Source organism: Citrobacter sp. Cf136 (assembly GCF_030333815.1).
Lineage (GTDB): Bacteria > Pseudomonadota > Gammaproteobacteria > Enterobacterales > Enterobacteriaceae > Citrobacter > Citrobacter freundii.
Map to the genome: position 1 here is coordinate 165,859 of NZ_JAOWFE010000039.1, position 18,219 is coordinate 184,077.

Annotated in this window: 19 protein-coding genes; 11 read left to right on the forward strand and 8 right to left on the reverse strand. The window is 53.0% G+C overall.

The window, feature by feature from the left end; all coding sequences use genetic code 11:
• Window positions 1-11 precede the first annotated feature (11 nt).
• Genes fdoH through fdhE form a run of 3 tightly spaced genes read left to right on the forward strand, consistent with a single transcriptional unit; the run spans window position 12 to window position 2,472 of the window.
• Window positions 12-914 carry a formate dehydrogenase O subunit beta gene (gene fdoH / locus OGV98_RS19160; protein ID WP_016155183.1) on the forward strand — a complete coding sequence of 301 codons (903 nt, stop codon included), beginning with the start codon at window positions 12-14 and terminating at the stop codon, window positions 912-914.
• Window positions 911-1,546, forward strand: coding sequence for a formate dehydrogenase cytochrome b556 subunit (gene fdoI / locus OGV98_RS19165; protein ID WP_003028686.1), 636 nt, complete (start codon window positions 911-913; stop codon window positions 1,544-1,546). Before fdoH ends, fdoI begins: the two co-directional genes overlap by 4 nt.
• Window positions 1,543-2,472, forward strand: a complete 930-nt coding sequence (fdhE, locus tag OGV98_RS19170; protein ID WP_003028685.1) for a formate dehydrogenase accessory protein FdhE — start codon at window positions 1,543-1,545, stop codon at window positions 2,470-2,472. Before fdoI ends, fdhE begins: the two co-directional genes overlap by 4 nt.
• Before the next feature lie 36 nt (window positions 2,473-2,508).
• Here fdhE and OGV98_RS19175 read toward each other — a convergent pair whose 3' ends face one another.
• Both OGV98_RS19175 and OGV98_RS19180 read right to left on the reverse strand, forming a co-directional pair.
• The gene (locus tag OGV98_RS19175; protein WP_003028682.1) at window positions 2,509-2,883 is read right to left on the reverse strand and encodes a type II toxin-antitoxin system VapC family toxin; all 375 of its coding nucleotides are present in this window, start codon (window positions 2,881-2,883) and stop codon (window positions 2,509-2,511) included.
• The gene (locus tag OGV98_RS19180; RefSeq protein WP_043018956.1) at window positions 2,883-3,125 is read right to left on the reverse strand and encodes a ribbon-helix-helix domain-containing protein; all 243 of its coding nucleotides are present in this window, start codon (window positions 3,123-3,125) and stop codon (window positions 2,883-2,885) included. Before OGV98_RS19180 ends, OGV98_RS19175 begins: the two co-directional genes overlap by 1 nt.
• Window positions 3,126-3,330: 205 nt before the next feature.
• On the opposite strand from OGV98_RS19180, the gene OGV98_RS19185 reads away from it, so the two are divergent.
• Window positions 3,331-4,239 (forward strand): alpha/beta hydrolase, encoded by a 909-nt coding sequence (locus tag OGV98_RS19185; RefSeq protein ID WP_032950680.1) that lies wholly within the window; start codon window positions 3,331-3,333, stop codon window positions 4,237-4,239.
• Between the two features lie 150 nt (window positions 4,240-4,389).
• On the opposite strand, the gene fabY is transcribed toward OGV98_RS19185, so the two are convergent.
• The 6 genes from fabY to OGV98_RS19215 all read right to left on the reverse strand — a co-directional run bounded on the left by fabY (window position 4,390) and on the right by OGV98_RS19215 (window position 9,114).
• Window positions 4,390-5,331, reverse strand: coding sequence for a fatty acid biosynthesis protein FabY (gene fabY / locus OGV98_RS19190; RefSeq protein ID WP_003825286.1), 942 nt, complete (start codon window positions 5,329-5,331; stop codon window positions 4,390-4,392).
• Window positions 5,332-5,375: 44 nt separating this feature from the next.
• The gene (gene dtd, locus OGV98_RS19195) at window positions 5,376-5,813 is read right to left on the reverse strand and encodes a D-aminoacyl-tRNA deacylase (RefSeq protein ID WP_003028671.1); all 438 of its coding nucleotides are present in this window, start codon (window positions 5,811-5,813) and stop codon (window positions 5,376-5,378) included.
• The gene (locus tag OGV98_RS19200; RefSeq protein ID WP_003028669.1) at window positions 5,810-6,682 is read right to left on the reverse strand and encodes a virulence factor BrkB family protein; all 873 of its coding nucleotides are present in this window, start codon (window positions 6,680-6,682) and stop codon (window positions 5,810-5,812) included. Before OGV98_RS19200 ends, dtd begins: the two co-directional genes overlap by 4 nt.
• The gene (gene yihX / locus OGV98_RS19205) at window positions 6,676-7,275 is read right to left on the reverse strand and encodes a glucose-1-phosphatase (RefSeq protein ID WP_016151258.1); all 600 of its coding nucleotides are present in this window, start codon (window positions 7,273-7,275) and stop codon (window positions 6,676-6,678) included. The genes OGV98_RS19200 and yihX overlap by 7 nt, the downstream gene beginning before the upstream one ends.
• Window positions 7,276-7,380: 105 nt before the next feature.
• Entirely contained in the window at window positions 7,381-8,184 is an 804-nt protein-coding gene (locus OGV98_RS19210) for a DeoR/GlpR family DNA-binding transcription regulator (protein WP_003847907.1), read from the reverse strand.
• Between the two features lie 33 nt (window positions 8,185-8,217).
• On the reverse strand, window positions 8,218-9,114 hold the full coding sequence (locus OGV98_RS19215) for a sugar kinase (RefSeq protein ID WP_192468309.1): 897 nt from the start codon (window positions 9,112-9,114) through the stop codon (window positions 8,218-8,220).
• A gap of 166 nt (window positions 9,115-9,280) precedes the next feature.
• On the opposite strand from OGV98_RS19215, the gene yihU reads away from it, so the two are divergent.
• The 7 genes from yihU to OGV98_RS19250 are packed head-to-tail and all read left to right on the forward strand — an operon-like array spanning window position 9,281 to window position 18,161.
• Window positions 9,281-10,177 carry a sulfolactaldehyde 3-reductase gene (gene yihU / locus OGV98_RS19220; RefSeq protein WP_200018963.1) on the forward strand — a complete coding sequence of 299 codons (897 nt, stop codon included), beginning with the start codon at window positions 9,281-9,283 and terminating at the stop codon, window positions 10,175-10,177.
• A 10-nt stretch (window positions 10,178-10,187) separates the two neighbouring features.
• A complete protein-coding gene (gene yihT / locus OGV98_RS19225; protein ID WP_200018965.1) occupies window positions 10,188-11,063 on the forward strand; it encodes a sulfofructosephosphate aldolase in 876 nt (291 codons plus the stop codon).
• 14 nt (window positions 11,064-11,077) lie between these two features.
• Window positions 11,078-12,319, forward strand: a complete 1,242-nt coding sequence (gene yihS / locus OGV98_RS19230) for a sulfoquinovose isomerase (protein ID WP_003028654.1) — start codon at window positions 11,078-11,080, stop codon at window positions 12,317-12,319.
• Between the two features lie 18 nt (window positions 12,320-12,337).
• The gene (locus tag OGV98_RS19235; RefSeq protein ID WP_016151256.1) at window positions 12,338-13,180 is read left to right on the forward strand and encodes an aldose-1-epimerase; all 843 of its coding nucleotides are present in this window, start codon (window positions 12,338-12,340) and stop codon (window positions 13,178-13,180) included.
• A 48-nt stretch (window positions 13,181-13,228) separates the two neighbouring features.
• Window positions 13,229-15,265 carry an alpha-glucosidase gene (locus OGV98_RS19240; protein ID WP_200018968.1) on the forward strand — a complete coding sequence of 679 codons (2,037 nt, stop codon included), beginning with the start codon at window positions 13,229-13,231 and terminating at the stop codon, window positions 15,263-15,265.
• Between the two features lie 45 nt (window positions 15,266-15,310).
• Window positions 15,311-16,693 (forward strand): MFS transporter, encoded by a 1,383-nt coding sequence (locus OGV98_RS19245; protein WP_003028647.1) that lies wholly within the window; start codon window positions 15,311-15,313, stop codon window positions 16,691-16,693.
• Window positions 16,694-16,739: 46 nt separating this feature from the next.
• Window positions 16,740-18,161, forward strand: coding sequence for an MFS transporter (locus OGV98_RS19250; protein WP_286551943.1), 1,422 nt, complete (start codon window positions 16,740-16,742; stop codon window positions 18,159-18,161).
• The last annotated feature ends 58 nt before the right edge of the window (window positions 18,162-18,219 follow it).

The following is an 18,219-nucleotide window of genomic DNA, read 5'->3' on the forward strand; positions in this document are numbered from 1 at the left end:
GGAGACGACCTATGGCTTATCAATCGCAAGACATCATTCGTCGTTCCGCCACTAACGGTTTCACCCCCGCGCCTCAGGCGCGGGACCATCAGGAAGAGGTGGCGAAGCTTATCGACGTCACCACCTGTATCGGCTGTAAAGCGTGTCAGGTGGCGTGTTCTGAATGGAACGACATCCGTGATGAAGTGGGCAACAACGTTGGGGTGTACGACAACCCAGCTGATTTGACTGCTAAATCCTGGACGGTAATGCGCTTCTCGGAAGTGGAACAGAACGACAAACTGGAGTGGCTTATCCGCAAGGATGGCTGTATGCACTGTGCCGATCCGGGCTGCCTGAAGGCGTGTCCGGCTGAAGGCGCAATCATTCAGTACGCCAACGGTATCGTCGACTTCCAGTCCGAGCAGTGTATCGGCTGTGGCTACTGTATCGCAGGCTGTCCGTTCGACGTGCCGCGCCTCAACCCGGAAGACAACCGCGTCTACAAATGTACGCTGTGCGTTGACCGTGTCGTGGTCGGGCAAGAACCGGCCTGCGTGAAAACCTGCCCAACCGGCGCGATTCATTTCGGTACTAAAGAGTCGATGAAAACGCTGGCAGGCGAGCGTGTGGCGGAGCTGAAAACGCGTGGTTACGAAAACGCGGGTCTGTACGATCCGGCAGGCGTTGGTGGTACGCACGTCATGTACGTATTGCACCATGCTGACAAGCCGAGTCTGTATCACGGCCTGCCGGAGAACCCGGAAATCAGCGCCACCGTGAAATTCTGGAAAGGCATCTGGAAACCTCTCGCAGCCGTCGGCTTCGCAGCGACATTTGCGGCCAGTATCTTCCACTACGTCGGTGTAGGCCCGAACCGCGCGGAAGAGGAAGAAGACAACCTGCATGAAGAAAAAGACGAGGTGCGCAAATGAAACGACGTGACACCATCGTGCGCTACACGGCGCCGGAACGCATCAACCACTGGATCACCGCCTTCTGCTTCATTCTGGCGGCAGTGAGCGGGATGGGCTTTCTCTTCCCGTCTTTTAACTGGCTGATGCACATCATGGGCACTCCGCAACTGGCGCGAATTGTGCACCCGTTTGTCGGCGTGATCATGTTTGCCTCGTTTATCATCATGTTTTTCCGTTACTGGCACCACAATCTAATCAATCGGGATGATATCTTTTGGGCGAAGAATATTCGTAAGATTGTCGTCAACGAGGAAGTAGGTGACACGGGACGTTATAACTTCGGCCAGAAATGCGTATTCTGGGCGGCGATTATCTTCCTGGTCCTGTTGCTGGTGAGCGGAGTGGTCATCTGGCGTCCGTATTTTGCACCTGCTTTCTCAATCCCGGTGATCCGATTCGCGTTAATGCTGCATTCATTTGCCGCAGTAGCGCTAATTGTGGTTATCATGGTGCACATTTACGCCGCCCTTTGGGTGAAAGGCACCATTACCGCGATGGTGGAAGGATGGGTTACCAGCTCATGGGCGAAGAAACATCACCCGCGCTGGTACCGTGAAGTCCGCCAGAAACAGGAAAAGTCATCTGAATGAGTATTCGCATAATCCCGCAAGATGAGCTGGAGAAGAGCGAGAAACGCACGGCGGATATGATTCCGCCGTTATTATTCCCCAGACTCAAAAATTTGTATAACCGCCGCGCTGAGCGCCTGCGCGAGCTGGCCGAGAACAACCCGCTGGGCGACTACCTGCGCTTTGCCGCGCTGATCGCCCACGCGCAGGAAGTGGTGCTGTACGACCATCCGCTGCAGATGGATCTGACCGCGCGCATCAAAGAAGCGAACGATCAGGGCAAACCGCCGCTGGATATCCACGTCCTGCCACGCGACAAGCACTGGCAAAAGCTGCTGCAGTCGTTGATTGCTGAGCTGAAGCCAGAGATGAGCGGTCCCGCGTTAGCGGTGATCGAGAATCTGGAAAAAGCCTCAGAGCAAGAACTGGAGCTAATGGCCAGCGCGCTGTTTGCCTCTGATTTTGCCTCCGTCAGCAGCGACAAAGCACCGTTCATTTGGGCTGCCCTGTCGCTCTACTGGGCGCAGATGGCAAGCCTGATCCCCGGCAAAGCCCGTGCGGAATACGGTGAACAGCGTCAGTACTGCCCGGTGTGTGGTTCAATGCCGGTCTCCAGCATGGTGCAAATCGGTACCACCCAGGGTCTGCGTTATCTGCACTGCAACCTGTGCGAAACCGAGTGGCACGTGGTGCGCGTGAAGTGCAGCAACTGCGAACAGAGCCGTGATTTGAACTACTGGTCACTGGATAACGAACAGGCGGCAATCAAAGCTGAAAGCTGCGGCGACTGCGGGACTTACCTGAAGATTCTCTATCAGGAAAAAGACCCGAAAGTCGAAGCCGTGGCCGACGATCTCGCCTCACTGATGCTGGACGCGCATATGGAGCAAGAGGGCTTTGCCCGCAGCTCCATCAACCCGTTCCTGTTCCCGGGTGAAGGGGAGTAAGTTCTTCGCACTACCGGGCGGCGTAAGTCGCCCGGGTTATAATGTATACGGTGTGACCACACCGGATAGGCCTGCAAAATCCTTAGTATTTCGCGTAACCAGCGTAAGACGATGAATCTGTGCTGTTGCCAAAATAATGGCATCCGGCAATTTCATCCCATATTCCTGTCTGATACTCACGCTTCGTTCAGCAATATCCTGTGAAACGCCGATCACGTTAAAAGCACCTAGCGCAACACGAGTACGGGCTTCCTGATGGTATTTTTTTGCACCCACCATCACCTCCATCCATGTAATGAGGCTGATTGCATTCTGCGGCGGCCATGTTTCTATCGCTAGTTTTGCTTCATTTCTCCCACTAAACAGATCGATGAGGATGTTGGTATCAAAAAGCGCGGATCCTTTGACCATTACCATTCCTCACGGAGTTTACGCTGGTATTCAACACCATCTTCCTCACAGCCTTGCCACAGCCCAAGAGCACGTGAAATTGTGGTTTCAGCCTGATCCTGCCTCTCAAGATACTGTTCAACGGCCTCCCGTAAAAGTTCTGCTCGCGGCAGGTTGCGCTGCACCTTGAGATCATCAAGACGTTTAATCACTTCATCTGATAAATCGAGTAAAATTCTGCCCATATCCATCCCAGCCATCATACTCATATATACCTCCAGTATATCATCAGCGATTAATTTCCACACAACATACACCTGAAAAAAGCAAGAAAATAGCCTCCACGCGAACGATTTTTACTTTTGCGAGCCGCTTTCCAAAATCATACCCATCCCTATTTTTCCCATTTTCATTCTTAGTAATCCAGGTTATAAACCTGTATATCCATACAGATCAGAGTATTTAAAAATGGCACTGGAAAGCGGGATTGCGCAGTTAGTTGAGGCATTTATCGCGGCGGGACGCCCTTCTTCCCGTGAGCAGAATATTGATGACCGGAGAGCGGCCTATATTGCCAGTACGGCGCTGGCCGGAGAAACTGAAACCCGCGTACAGGTTGAAGATATTGAACTCGACGCCATGGCATTTCGCGTTATTTCGCCGCGGGGCAGCACGGGAAATCTCCCCTGCGTTATCTATTATCACGGCGGTTGCTTTGTCAGCGGTGGATTTGCCACACATGATAACCAGCTAAGGCAACTCGCCTGGTACAGCGGCTGTCGGGTCATTGCGGTGCAGTATCGCCTCGCACCAGAGCATACCTTCCCGGCAGCACATAACGATGCTGAAACCGGGGCCAATATCATCTGGAAGTATGCCCAGAAACTGGGAGTAGACCGGGACAACATTACGCTTGCTGGCGACAGCGCAGGTGGACACCTGGCGCTGGTCACCGCACTACGCCTGAAAGCTGCCAGGCAATGGCAACCTGCACAGCTTATGCTGATCTACCCGATGCTGGACGCAACTGCCAGCTTTGCGAGCTATGACCATAATGGACGGGATTACATTATCACCCGCGATACACTGCTTTCGGGCTACGAAATGTATATGCCGAAAACCGATCCATTACATCCCGAAGTCAGCCCACTCTGGCGCAAAGACTTCAACGGTTTACCGCCCACGCACATCATTACTGCCGAATTCGACCCACTGCGAGATGAGGGTGAAGCCCTGTATCAACGGTTCCTGGAGCAAGGCGTGGAGTGCTCTTGCCAACGCTATCTCGGCGTTATCCACGGTTTTTTCCAGTTGGCAGGGGTGAGCCCGGCGGCACGAAATGTGATGCGAGATGTGGCCTGGCGGCTTGGCCAATAAGGATGTTCATGAGTTCTGAAATTAAGGAAGGTACCCGTCAATACAATCATCGACAGCATGCGATTTTTATCAAAATACGGATTATGGCATTTTCATAATCCGCATTTTACATCAGCAAATGAACCCAACATTACATTTTAGCCAGAGGACCTACTCTTCCTCGTTACCGCCTTCTTCATATGCGCCAAACGGTTTCGCAGGTAGCACAATGTAAGTACCTTCAAACACGACGCCCGGTGTGTCATCGCCAAACACCCCGACCTGCATCTGAACGCGCGCCTTGCGACCTCTTGCCAGGCGGTCGAGGTCACCGCTCAACGACCCCAGATCGGCAATAGCAGTTGGTTTCCCGGTGATCGGCCTGCTGTATCGGATATGCGCGTCGGCCAGGATTATTGTCCCACCCAGATGACGCTCGCGCAGCATCAGCCAGATAAGTCCCCAGCCCGTTAGCGTAGCCAGTGAAAACAGGCTACCGGCAAACAGGGTATGGTGCGGATTCTGATTGCCTGTCTCGGGCATCGTGGTGATAAATTTCTGCCCAGTGTACTGCTGAATGCGTACGCCCATTTTCTCACTCAATGGAATATGTTCGTACCAGGCTTGTTGTAGCTGTCCGCACCAGTCACCGCGATGGAGAATATCGTCCAGCGTCGCAATGGGCTTAATCATCAAAAAGTGGCGCACCGGCGTGGTTTGCGGCGTGGTGATTTCCCCCTGGCTCACAAAACCGAGCTTGGCGAAAAATTCGACCGCATCTTCACGGGCACTACAGGTTACGCGTTTGACCCCTTCCTGACGCGCCACAGACTCCAGAGTCATCGCCATCAGCGTGCCCAACCCTTTCTCTTGCACGGAAGGGTCTACGGCCATAAAGCGTATGGAAGCTTCATTATCCGCATTGATATACAGACGCCCTACCGCAACCAGATTCCCCTCTTCGTCCACCACCATCTGGTGATGCGCCATCGCGTCCCAGGCATCCCGTTCGGAGCCTTTTGGCTGGTGCAATGGTTTACGCAGCATCTCCCAGCGAAACTGGTAGTAACGCTCCAATTCTTCTTCTGTTTGCGGTACTCGAAGGTGATACATAGTCGTATTCTCTCTTGTTGTCCGCGGCCATACCGGTAGCTGGTTCATACTTGTAACCAGAACGTCACCGGGCCATCATTAACCAGTGAAACCTGCATATCCGCAGCGAATCGACCGGTTTGCGTATTCATTTCCTGTTGGCGGCAACGCTCAACAAAGTATTCATACAGCGCTTCTGCACGCTCGGGCGCTGCGCCTTTCGAAAACCCCGGGCGCATGCCACGCTCGGTATCTGCCGCCAGCGTAAACTGTGAAACCACCAGCACGCTGCCGCCTGACTGCTGCACGTTGAGGTTCATTTTACCTTCGGCATCGCTAAAGATTCGATAACCGAGTACACGCTCGCACAGGCGATTCGCTTTCTGTTCGTCATCATCCCTTTCGACACCTAACAGGACCAAAAGTCCTGGGCCAATTTCACCCGTCACCTCGCCCTCCACGGTGACGCTGGCACGGGTTACGCGCTGAATTAATGCAATCATGGTTGCTCTGCTTCTTCTTCTTTTGCGGCTTGTTTAAGTTTGCGGTATTCCCCGAGAGTGACAGTTATTTCCGCGCCTAGCAAGACGATACACCAGGTCCAGTATACCCAGACAAATAAAATGGGGATCACCGCCAGAACACCGTAAATGAGCTGATAAGACGGGAACATCGTGATATAGAGCGCAAATCCTTTCTTTCCGGCTTCGAACAACACAGCAGCCACAAAGGCACCAATAACCGCATCACGGTTGGGTACACGCGTAGTCGGTACGATGCTGTAAAGCAGCCAGAACGAGAGCCAGGAAAGCACCAGCGGGAAAATACGCAGGACGTTATCAATCACCGTGTTGAGATCGCTGGCCCAGCGCAATGACAACAGATAAGAGCTGATCGCCAGACTGGCCCCCGCCAACAGCGGACCCAGCGTTAAAATCATCCAGTAGACGGCGAAAGAGTAAACTTTAGGGCGAGTACGCTTACTGCGCCAGATAGTATTCAACGCATTATCAATGGCGTACATCAACAATAACGCTGTGACAATCAGCCCGCATGCCCCGACTGCCGTCATTTTGTTCGAGTTGGCGACAAACTGTTCGATATAACGTTGAATGACGTCTCCCGTCGCCGGGATAAAGTTTGCGAAAATAAAATGACGTAACTGGACACTGACGTCGGAAAACATCGGAAATGCGGCGAAAAGCGCAAATACGACGGCAATAAGCGGCACTAATGAGAGCAATGAAACATAGGCAAGATTCCCTGCCAGCGTCGTCATGTTGTCCTCATCAATCCGCTGCCATAATAGCTTCAGCCAGTCTCGTACAGGACGCGTATGATGCCTGGCTTGCTGCTGAACATTTTTTAGCATAACAACGTCGCGAAATAGTCAGGAATGGTCTTTTTATCGACGACCTGGATACTGGTGATCCCTAACCGGTTAGCCCCTTCAATATTATCGGCGTTATCGTCAAAAAAGACCGCATCGTGCGCAGAAAAACCTTCAGACTGCAGGACGTGCTGGTAAATCCGCGCTTCCGGTTTACGCATGCCCAGGTCCTGGGAAAGGTAAATATGATCAGCAGCCTGACGGATCTCGGGATATTCATCCGGCCAAAACGTGGTGTGCAGGCGGTTAGTATTCGACAAGACGACCACCCGATGCCCCTGCTCACGCAGCTTTTGCATGATGTCGATGACCTCAGGGCGCAAGGCGACAAAAACGGCCTGCCAGCCGTGAGAGAACTGCTCGTAACTTAGCGGCAGCGCCATCTCATGACATAGCGCCTCGGCAAAGGCTTCATCCGTTATTTCACCTCGCTCGTGCTGGTGAAAAGCCTCCCCCATGGTGAAACTTTGCTTTAGCGAAGCCAACGGTACACGACTTAGATCGCTCCATGTGCCCAACACGCGGTTGAAGTCGATATCGACAATCACATTACCCAAATCAAAGATATAGAGCATGCCCTTCTCCTTATTCGCCGTGGATGAATAACTGTAGCGGGAAAGGAGAAGTTTGACTATGCGAGAGTGATGGCTACGAACTTATCAAGCCATCATTAGAAGGAATTACACGGCCAGAGCATCATCCTGTGAAGGACTCACCTGCACAATTTCAACCTGCTGTGACTGGAGTAAATTGTGTAATGCCGGACCTGGGTATTCATCAGTAAACAACGCAGTCACCTGAGACACGTTACCAATTTCTACCGCGGCAGAAGCCGTATATTTCGTATGATCCGCTGCCAGCAGAATGTGTCTTGAATGGGACATCATCGTTTTCACTACGCTGGCTTCATTGACATCAAACTCCAGCAGCGCGCCATCACTTTCGATCGCGCCAACGCTGGTAACCAGATAGTCAGCCCGAAAATCAGCCACAAATGCTGAAGCAGAAGGGCCAATGATGCCGCTGTTGTGCGGGCGTAACGTTCCACCTGGTACCATAACTTCAAAACGTGGGTTGTTATACAGAATGTGCGCCACGCGTAGGCTGTTGGTAATAATGCGCAAATGATTATGGTTTAACAGCGCGCGGGCCACCTGCTCAACGGTGGTGCCAATGGTAATAAACACCGTTGATCCATCGGGAATGTAGTCAGCCACCGCTTCCGCGATGGCCTTCTTCTCTTCCGTCCAGGAAACTTCACGCTGCTCAAACGCCGTATTCACCACGCTGGAGGCTCTGCCCGCGCCACCATGATGACGCGTAATTAATCCCTGCTCGCTGAGTTTACGAATATCACGACGCACAGTTTGCGTGGACACGTCCAGCAGGCTCGCCAGCTCGTCGATATTCATATAACCGCGCTCGCTAATCAGCATAAGCAGTTGATCGTGTCGCGGATTACCGGTCAGTTCGGTAAGACTCATGAAATTTCCTCGAAAAACCATTGCCCTGGCATTTTATACAAAAAGTGACAGAAAAGATCGGGTTTGATCACAGTCAGGGATTCCGGCCCTTCCTCCCGGGCGAGTGCATTTTAACGCAGCAACCCCACTGGCAAACCTGACGGCCTCTTCTGGAGCATCGCCACCCGCCAGGCTGAATGCGAGCGCACCGTGAAAAACATCCCCAGCTCCCGTAGTATCCACAACATCGACTTTAAATCCAGATTGATGCTGCAACGTATTATTTTTTATCCAGTCACAGCCTTCGCTCCCTCGTGTCACATAGACATGACCATTTGTGAGCGTTTTTGCTTTTTTAAGTCCAGCTTCAGAATCATTTATCCCGGTTAAACGCGCCAGACCCGGTTCAGAGAACGCCGCATGATCGCTCAACGCCACCAGCTCACTGATATCTTGTGGCGTGACGTCACCATCCAGTACCGTCATCACTCCCGCCCGACGCGCCAGCGTGAACGCCTGCCTGGCGCCTTCGTGCCAGCGAACATCCGCCAACACCACATCCCACTGGGAAAAATCGATCTTATTCAGCCAGGCAGCATCCGGCAGTAAATCCGGGCTGGGATAGTTAACGATAATCCGTTCTCCTTGCGCATCAACCATAATTGCCGATTGCGAAGACTTTGCCCCCGCATAGCGCCGGGTGTAGCGGGTGTTTACCCCCAGGGATTCCAGCTCCGCCAGCAGGCTATTTCCGGTGTCGTCATCGCCCACACGGCCAATAAAGTCCACCTGCGCGCCCAGCTTCGCTGCAGCCACTGCGGCCGTTGCAGCAGGCCCGCCGCCCACTTCCGTGTAACGCTTCGCCACATACTTACCTCCTTCGGTCGGTAAACCTTCCACGTAATAGATGCGATCCATCACGGCAATACCTACACAAGCAATACGAATCATGGTCATTCCTTAGGCGTTTCAAGATGGGATCATTTTAATTTCACAAAATGTTTAAAAAGTGACGACTGTCAATTTTTTGACCATAAATTACAAATACGATCAAAAACAGACAAAAACAAACGACTTTAAATGACAAAAAATGACATCCACGTCTCAGGAGAACGTTATGGCAGTTATAGCATTTATCGGATTAGGTCAGATGGGTTCACCCATGGCGAGCAACTTGCTGAAGCAGGGTCATCAACTCAGCGTCTTTGACGTTAACCCGGATGCCGTTCAGCGCCTGGTGGAAAAAGGAGCCCAACCTGCCAGCAGCCCGGCTCAGGCAGTAAAAGGGGCAGAATTTGTCATCACAATGCTGCCAAACGGCGATCTAGTGCGCAGCGTACTGTTCGGTGAGCAGGGTATCTGCGAAAACCTCTCCCCGCAGGCATTAGTGATTGATATGTCGACTATTCACCCACTGCAAACCGACAAACTGATCGCCGATATGCGTGACAAAGGCTTCGACATGATGGATTGCCCGGTTGGACGTACCTCCGATCACGCTATCGCAGGAACGCTGTTGCTGCTGGCAGGTGGAACGTCACAGCAGGTAGAACGCGCCACACCGGTTCTGATGGCGATGGGTAATGAATTGATCAACGCAGGCGGTCCCGGCATGGGCATTCGCGTCAAGCTCATCAACAACTACATGAGCATCGCGTTAAACACCTTGTCTGCTGAAGCCGCCGTGTTGTGCGAAGCGCTCGGCCTCTCCTTCGATGTGGCCTTGCAAGTCATGAGCGGCACTCCCGCCGGGAAAGGCCACTTCACTACCTCCTGGCCGAACAAAGTGCTGAAAGGCGATCTTTCCCCGGCTTTTATGATCGATTTAGCTCACAAGGATCTTGGCATCGCGCTGGACGTTGCCAACCAACTACATGTGCCGATGCCGCTCGGTGCCGCCTCCCGCGAAGTCTATAACCAGGCACGCGCCGCTGGCCGTGGCCGGGAAGACTGGACGGCCATTCTTGAACAGGTTCGCGCATCCGCCGGGCTAAATAAACACACAGATAAGTAAGGACTGAACAATGACGAAGTACACCCTGAAAGATATCACCCGAGCTTCCGGCGGTTTTGCCATGCTGGCGGTCGATCAGCGCGAAGCCATGCGCTTAATGTTTGCCGCTGCGGGTGCAAAATCCCCGGTCAATGACAGCGTGCTGACCGATTTCAAAGTAAATGCGGCAAAGATCCTGTCCCCCTATGCCTCCGCCATTCTGGTCGATCAGCAATTCTGCTACCGCCAGGTTGTAGAGCAAAACGCGGTAGCCAAAAACTGCGCCATGATTGTGGCCGCTGATGAGTTTATTCCGGGTAACGGAATTCCGGTCGATAGCGTAGTGATTGATAAAAAAATCAACCCGCAGGCTGTGAAGCAAGATGGCACCAAGGCTCTCAAATTGCTGGTGCTGTGGCGTAGCGATGAAGATACCCAACAGCGCCTGGACATGGTGAAAGAATTTAATGAGCTATGCCATTCCAATGGGCTGCTGAGCATCATCGAGCCGGTTGTTCGCCCACCGCGTCGTGGCGATAAGTTCTGCCGTGAACAGGCCATCATCGATGCCGCGAAAGAGTTGGGCGACAGCGGTGCCGATCTCTACAAGGTCGAAATGCCGCTGTACGGCAAAGGAACCCAACAGGAATTGCTTAGCGCCTCTCAGCGCCTGAATGAAAACATCAACATGCCGTGGGTCATTCTCTCCTCTGGTGTGGATGAAAAACTGTTCCCACGCGCGGTCAGCGTAGCAATGACCGCAGGCGCATCCGGCTTCCTGGCCGGGCGTGCGGTCTGGTCATCCGTCGTGGGTCTGCCGGATACCGAACTGATGCTGCGTGATGTTTCCGCACCGAAGTTGCAGCGTCTGGGCGATATCGTCGACGAAATGATGGCCCGCCGCTAATAGAGGATCAAAGCATGAAATGGTTTAACACCTTAAGCCACAACCGCTGGCTGGAACAAGAAACCGATCGCATCTTTAACTTTGGTAAGAACGCGGCGGTGCCCACCGGGTTTGGTTGGTTAGGAAACAGTGGTCAGGTCAGAGCGGATATGGGAACACATCTGTGGATCACCGCCCGCATGCTGCACGTCTATTCCGTTGCCGCCTCCATGGGTCGCCCAGGTGCATATCAACTCGTAGACCACGGCATTAAGGCGCTGAACGGCGCGCTACGCGACACACGCTACGGCGGTTGGTACGCCTGCGTCAATGACGAAGGCGTGATGGATGCCTCCAAGCAGGGTTATCAGCATTTCTTCGTTTTACTTGGCGCGGCAAGCGCGGTCACTACCGGTCATCCACAGGCCAGAAAATTGCTGGATGACGCCATCGAGGTGATTGAGAAGTACTTCTGGAGCGAAGACGAACAAATGTGCCTGGAGTCCTGGGACGAAGCCTTCAGCCAGACAGAAGATTATCGCGGCGGCAACGCTAACATGCACGCGGTCGAGGCTTTCCTGATCGTGTATGACGTTACTCATGACCGTAAATGGCTCGATCGCGCACTGCGTATCGCTTCGGTGATTATTCACGACGTGGCCCGTAGCGGGGAGTACCGCGTCAATGAACACTTCGATTCACAGTGGAACCCAATCCGCGATTACAACAAGGACAACCCAGCTCACCGTTTCCGCGCCTACGGTGGCACGCCGGGTCACTGGATCGAGTGGGGCCGCCTGATGCTGCATCTGCATGCTGCGCTGGAAGCTCGCTTTGAAACGCCTCCTGCCTGGCTGCTGGAAGATGCAAAAGGACTTTTCCACGCCACTATCCGCGACGCCTGGGCACCGGACGGCGCAGACGGTTTTGTCTATTCGGTGGATTGGGACGGCAAACCGATCGTTCGCGAAAGAGTGCGCTGGCCGATAGTCGAAGCGATGGGTACCGCCTACGCCCTGTACACCCTCACAGGCGACAGCCAGTACGAAGCCTGGTACCAGAAATGGTGGGATTACTGCATCACCTACCTGATGGATTACGAGACCGGTTCATGGTGGCAGGAGCTGGACACCGATAACAAGGTGACCACCAAAGTCTGGGACGGCAAGCAGGATATTTATCACCTGCTGCACTGCCTGGTGATCCCACGTCTGCCGCTGGCTCCGGGCCTTGCTCCGGCTGTTGCCGCCGGTCTGCTGGATATCAACGCTAAATAAGTAACAAGGTGGGCTGCCATGCATAGCGGTGGAAAAACCATTCATCTTCAGGCCGGACACTACCAGGCGAAAATCGTCACGGTTGGCGCTGGGCTAGCAGAATTGACGCACCGTGGGCGTCATATCGTTATTCCCCACAAACCGGAAGAAATGCCGCTGGCACACTTGGGGAAAGTGTTAATCCCCTGGCCAAACCGCGTTGTAGACGGCAGCTATCACTATAACGGCAAGGATTACCAGCTTGCCGTTAACGACTCGGTTTCACATACCGCCATTCATGGGTTACTGGCCTGGCGGGACTGGCAGATTAACCAGCAGTCGGCATCGGAAGTGTCGCTGACGATTTTTCTGCCGCCTTCTTATGGTTATCCCTTCGCGCTGGTTTCAGAGGTGATTTACCGACTGGAGGCAACCCGTGGACTGCACGTTTTTATCCGCACACAGAATGTGGGTGACGAAATCGCGCCGTATGGCGCGGGAGCACATCCCTATTTGACCTGCAATCTGCAACCCATTGATGACTGTGAATTAACACTCCCGGTGATTGAAGAAACATGTGATGAACGATATTTCACCACGCCGCAACGCATTGCGCAGACCGCTATCGATCATACGTTCAGGACTATGCCACCTGACGCTGAGTGGGAAGTCAGGATGACCAGCCCATCGCAAAACATGTCCACTTTTTTACGCAGCCACCAGCCCTGGTTGCAAGTGTATACCGGCGAAAAATTAGCACGGCGTGGCCTGGCGGTTGAACCGATGACCTGCCCGCCAGACGCCTTTAACTCCGGAATTAGCCTGATTCATCTCGCGCCCGGAGAACAACATCAGATGCATTTTTTAATCGGCAGTGAATAACAGATTTCCGACAAATTACCGAATTACCCTATTTTTACGGAGACGACAATGAATTCGCTACAACAACGGTCAACCGCCATAGAACTCACATCATTACCTGATGGATTTGCTTTAACGTACCACCAGCGCCTGATTTTACGCCACAGCACAGAAACGCCCTGCCTGTGGATCGGCGCTGGCGTTGCCGACATTGACATGTTTCGCGGCAACTTCAGCATTAAAGACAGGCTCAATGAGAAGATTGCTCTGACTGGCGCCACGGTAAGCGAGTCGCCAGACGGCTGGCGGGTGCATTTCAGCCGCGGTGATACCATCAACGCCACGCTGCATATTTCCACCGATGAACAGGGTCGCCTGAAGCTGGATCTGCACAACGGCGATCTCAACCATAACCGCATCTGGCTGCGTCTGGCCGCCAGGGCGGACGATCATATTTACGGCTGCGGCGAACAGTTCTCTTATTTCGACTTACGCGGTAAGCCGTTCCCGCTGTGGACCAGTGAACAGGGCGTGGGCCGAAACAAAAACAGCTATGTCACCTGGCAAGCCGACTGTAAAGAGAACGCCGGTGGCGACTACTATTGGACCTTCTTCCCACAGCCGACCTTCGTCAGCACGCAGAAGTACTACTGCCACGTTGATAACAGTTGCTATATGAATTTCGACTTCAGCGCGCCGGAGTATCACGAACTGGCGCTGTGGGAGGACAAAACCACCCTGCGCTTTGAGTGTGCTGATACCTACATCTCTCTGCTGGAAAAACTGACTGCGCTGTTAGGACGCCAGCCGGAGCTGCCGGACTGGATCTACGATGGCGTCACGCTCGGTATTCAGGGCGGTACTGAGGTTTGCCAGAGCAAACTGGACACCATGCGTAACGCAGGCGTGAAAGTAAACGGCATCTGGGCGCAGGACTGGTCCGGGATCCGCATGACCTCCTTTGGCAAACGCGTGATGTGGAACTGGAAGTGGAACAGCGACAATTATCCGCAGTTGGATAGCCGTATTAAGCAATGGAAAGAAGAAGGCGTGCAGTTCCTCTCCTACATCAACCCGTATGTTGCCAGCGATAAAGATCTCTGTGCCGAAGCGGCCAAACACGGTTATCTGGCGAAAGATGCATCCGGCGGCGATTACCTCGTAGAGTTTGGCGAGTTTTACGGCGGCGTGGTCGATCTGACCAACCCGGAAGCCTACGACTGGTTCAAAGAGGTCATCAAGAAAAACATGATCGAACTGGGCTGCGGCGGCTGGATGGCAGATTTTGGCGAATACCTGCCGACAGATACGTATCTGCACAACGGCGTCAGCGCCGAGATCATGCACAACGCCTGGCCCGCACTGTGGGCGAAATGTAACTACGAAGCGCTACAGGAGACCGGCAAACTCGGCAAGATCCTGTTCTTTATGCGTGCGGGTTACACCGGCAGCCAGAAATACTCCACCATGATGTGGGCGGGCGATCAGAACGTGGACTGGAGCCTTGACGACGGTCTGGCTTCCGTCGTTCCTGCAGCGCTGTCGCTGGCGATGACCGGTCACGGTCTGCACCACAGCGATATCGGCGGCTACACCACCCTGTTTGACATGAAACGCAGCAAAGAACTGCTGCTGCGCTGGTGTGACTTCAGCGCCTTCACGCCGATGATGCGTACCCACGAGGGTAACCGCCCAGGCGATAACTGGCAGTTTGATGGTGATGCTGAAACCATCGCCCACTTTGCACGAATGACCACCGTGTTTACCACCCTGAAACCGTATCTCAAACAGGCCGTCGCGCAAAACAGCGCTACCGGTCTGCCGGTGATGCGTCCGCTGTTCCTGCATTACGAAGACGATGCGCGTACCTATACCCTGAAATATCAGTATCTGCTGGGACAAGATCTTTTGGTCGCGCCAGTTCACGAGCAAGGCAAATCCGACTGGACCCTGTATCTGCCGGAAGATAGCTGGATAAATGTCTGGACCGGGGAAACCTATCAGGGCGGTGAAATTACCGTGGATGCGCCTATTGGCAAGCCTCCGGTGTTTTATCGCGCGAAGAGTGAATGGGCGCCACTGTTTGCCACTTTACGCAAAATCTAATACGGCTCGCCCGTGAGGAGACTCACGGGCACATGGAGAATAATAATGAGTCAGACCTCTTCTAATCCGGCAACCCTACGCTTGCCGTTCAAAGAAAAACTCGCCTATGGGATGGGTGATTTAGGTTCCAATATCCTGCTGGACATAGGTACGCTCTATTTACTCAAGTTTTATACCGATGTTCTTGGTTTACCTGGAACTTATGGCGGTATCATTTTCCTTATCGCCAAGTTTTTTACCGCGTTTACCGATATGGGGACTGGGATTATGCTCGACTCGCGCCGCAAAATCGGCCCGAAAGGCAAATTCCGCCCGTTCGTTCTGTATGCCGCATTTCCAGTGACGCTGCTGGCGATTGCGAACTTTGTCGGTACACCATTTGAAGTCACCGGTAAAACGGTGATGGCAACGGTACTGTTTATGCTGTACGGACTGTTCTTCAGTATGATGAACTGCTCTTACGGTGCGATGGTCCCCGCGATCACCAAAAACCCGGACGAACGCGCCTCGCTGGCAGCCTGGCGACAGGGCGGAGCCACTCTTGGCCTGCTGCTGTGCACCGTCGGTTTTGTGCCAGTAATGAACCTGATCGAAGGCAACTCACAGTTGGGTTATATCTTCGCCGCCACCTTATTCTCTCTGTTCGGCTTGCTGTTTATGTGGCTGTGCTATGCCGGGGTTAAAGAACGCTACGTGGAAGTGAAACCCGTTGATGCCGCGCAAAAACCGGGATTGCTGCAATCCTTCCGCGCCATCGCAGGTAACCGCCCGCTGTTTATTCTGTGCGTTGCCAACCTTTGCACACTTGGCGCGTTTAACGTCAAACTGGCGATTCAGGTCTATTACACCCAGTACGTACTGAACGACCCGATTCTCCTTTCCTGGATGGGCTTTTTCAGCATGGGCTGTATCTTCATCGGTGTCTTCTTGATGCCGGGAATGGTCAGACGTTTCGGCAAGAAAAAGGTCTACATCGGCGGTTTGTTGATTTGGGTCGCGGGCGATCTGCTTAACTACTTCTTTGGCGGCGGTTCCGTCAGCTTTGTCGCTTTCTCGTGCCTGGCGTTCTTCGGCTCAGCATTCGTCAACAGCCTGAACTGGGCGCTGGTCTCCGACACGGTGGAATATGGCGAATGGCGTACCGGCGTACGTTCGGAAGGAACGGTATACACCGGCTTCACTTTCTTTCGTAAAGTGTCACAAGCGCTGGCAGGATTCTTCCCCGGCTGGATGCTAACGCAAATCGGCTATGTCCCCAACGTGGTGCAATCTGCCAGTACGGTCGAAGGATTGCGCCAGCTGATCTTTATTTATCCCTGCGCGTTGGCGGTGATCACCATTGTAGCTATGGGCTGTTTCTACAACCTTAACGAGAAGATGTATGTCCGCATCGTTGAAGAGATAGAAGCGCGTAAACAAACCGTTTGATAATAATAATGAATAGCGCTCTACGGGGCGCTATTGAGGAGCGATTATGTCTTTTCATGATCCGCTAACGCTAAAACTGAGCCTGCGTGAAAAATTCGCCTACGGAGTGGGTGACTTCGGCTCAAATTTGATGCTGTGTATCGGCACGCTGTATCTGCTTAAATTTTATACCGATGAACTAGGGATGCCGGCCTGGTACGGTGGGATTATCTTTTTAGTAGCGAAGTTCTTCACCGCCTTCACCGATATTCTGACCGGCGTGTTGCTGGACTCAAGGCGTAATATTGGCGCAAAGGGGAAATTCAGACCCTTTATTTTGTATGCGTCATTTCCTGTCGCCGTCGTCGCCAGCGCGCAATTTTTAGCGACAGGCTTTACGCTAACGGTGAAAACGGGGCTGGCAACGGTGTTGTTCATGCTGTTCGGCCTGTTCTATAGCCTGATGAACTGTTCCTACGGCGCGATGGTGCCTGCAATTACTAAAAATCCACATGAACGCGCTCAGCTCGCCGCCTGGCGTCAGGGCGGCGCTACCGTAGGCCTGTTACTGTGTACCGTTGGCTTTATGCCAATTCAGGCTCTATTTGTCAGTTCGCCTTCGCTGGGTTATCTGATTGCCGCACTGCTCTTCTCTGTCTGCGGACTGTTCAGTATGTGGTGGTGCTTTAGCGGTGTGAAGGAACGCTATATCGAAATCGTACCGGATCACCATAAACCCAGTATTCTCAAATCGTTCTGCGCCATTTTCCGTAACCCTCCACTATTGGTGCTATGTGTTGCCAACTTGTGCACGCTGGCGGCATTCAACATTAAGCTGGCGATTCAGGTGTATTACACCCAGTACGTGCTGAACGATATACATCTGCTGTCGTGGATGGGTTTCTTCAGCATGGGATGCATTCTGGTTGGGGTACTGCTGGTTCCCACAGCTGTAAAACGCTTCGGTAAAAAACAGGTTTACCTCGGCGGTCTGGCGCTATGGGCAATCGGCGATGTGCTGAACTTTTTCTGGGGCAGCACGTCATTTTTATTCGTGATGTTTTCTTGCATGGCCTTCTTCGGAACCGCTTTTGTTAACAGCCTGAACTGGGCGCTGGTTCCGGATACGGTCGATTATGGAGAATGGAAGACGGAGATCCGTGCGGAAGGCTCGGTATATACGGGTTATACCTTTTCGCGCAAAATTTCCGCGGCGCTCGCAGGCTTCCTGCCTGGGATTATGCTGACACAAATCGGTTATATCCCCAACATAGCCCAGAGCGATGCTACCCTGCTCGGTTTGCGTCAACTCATCTTTCTCTGGCCTTGCGGACTTGCAATTATTGCAGCACTCACAATGGGCTTCTTTTATAAACTCAACGAAACACGTTTTGCTTTTATTATTGAGGAAATCAGCCAACGGAAGAAAAACAATATCCAACCGGACCCTATTACCAATAAAAAGAATACCTCTGCTGTAAACGTATAAAAATAATAGCCGCCTGTTCCATCCCAATGGATGGCGGCCTCCCTACGCTTAAAAAATG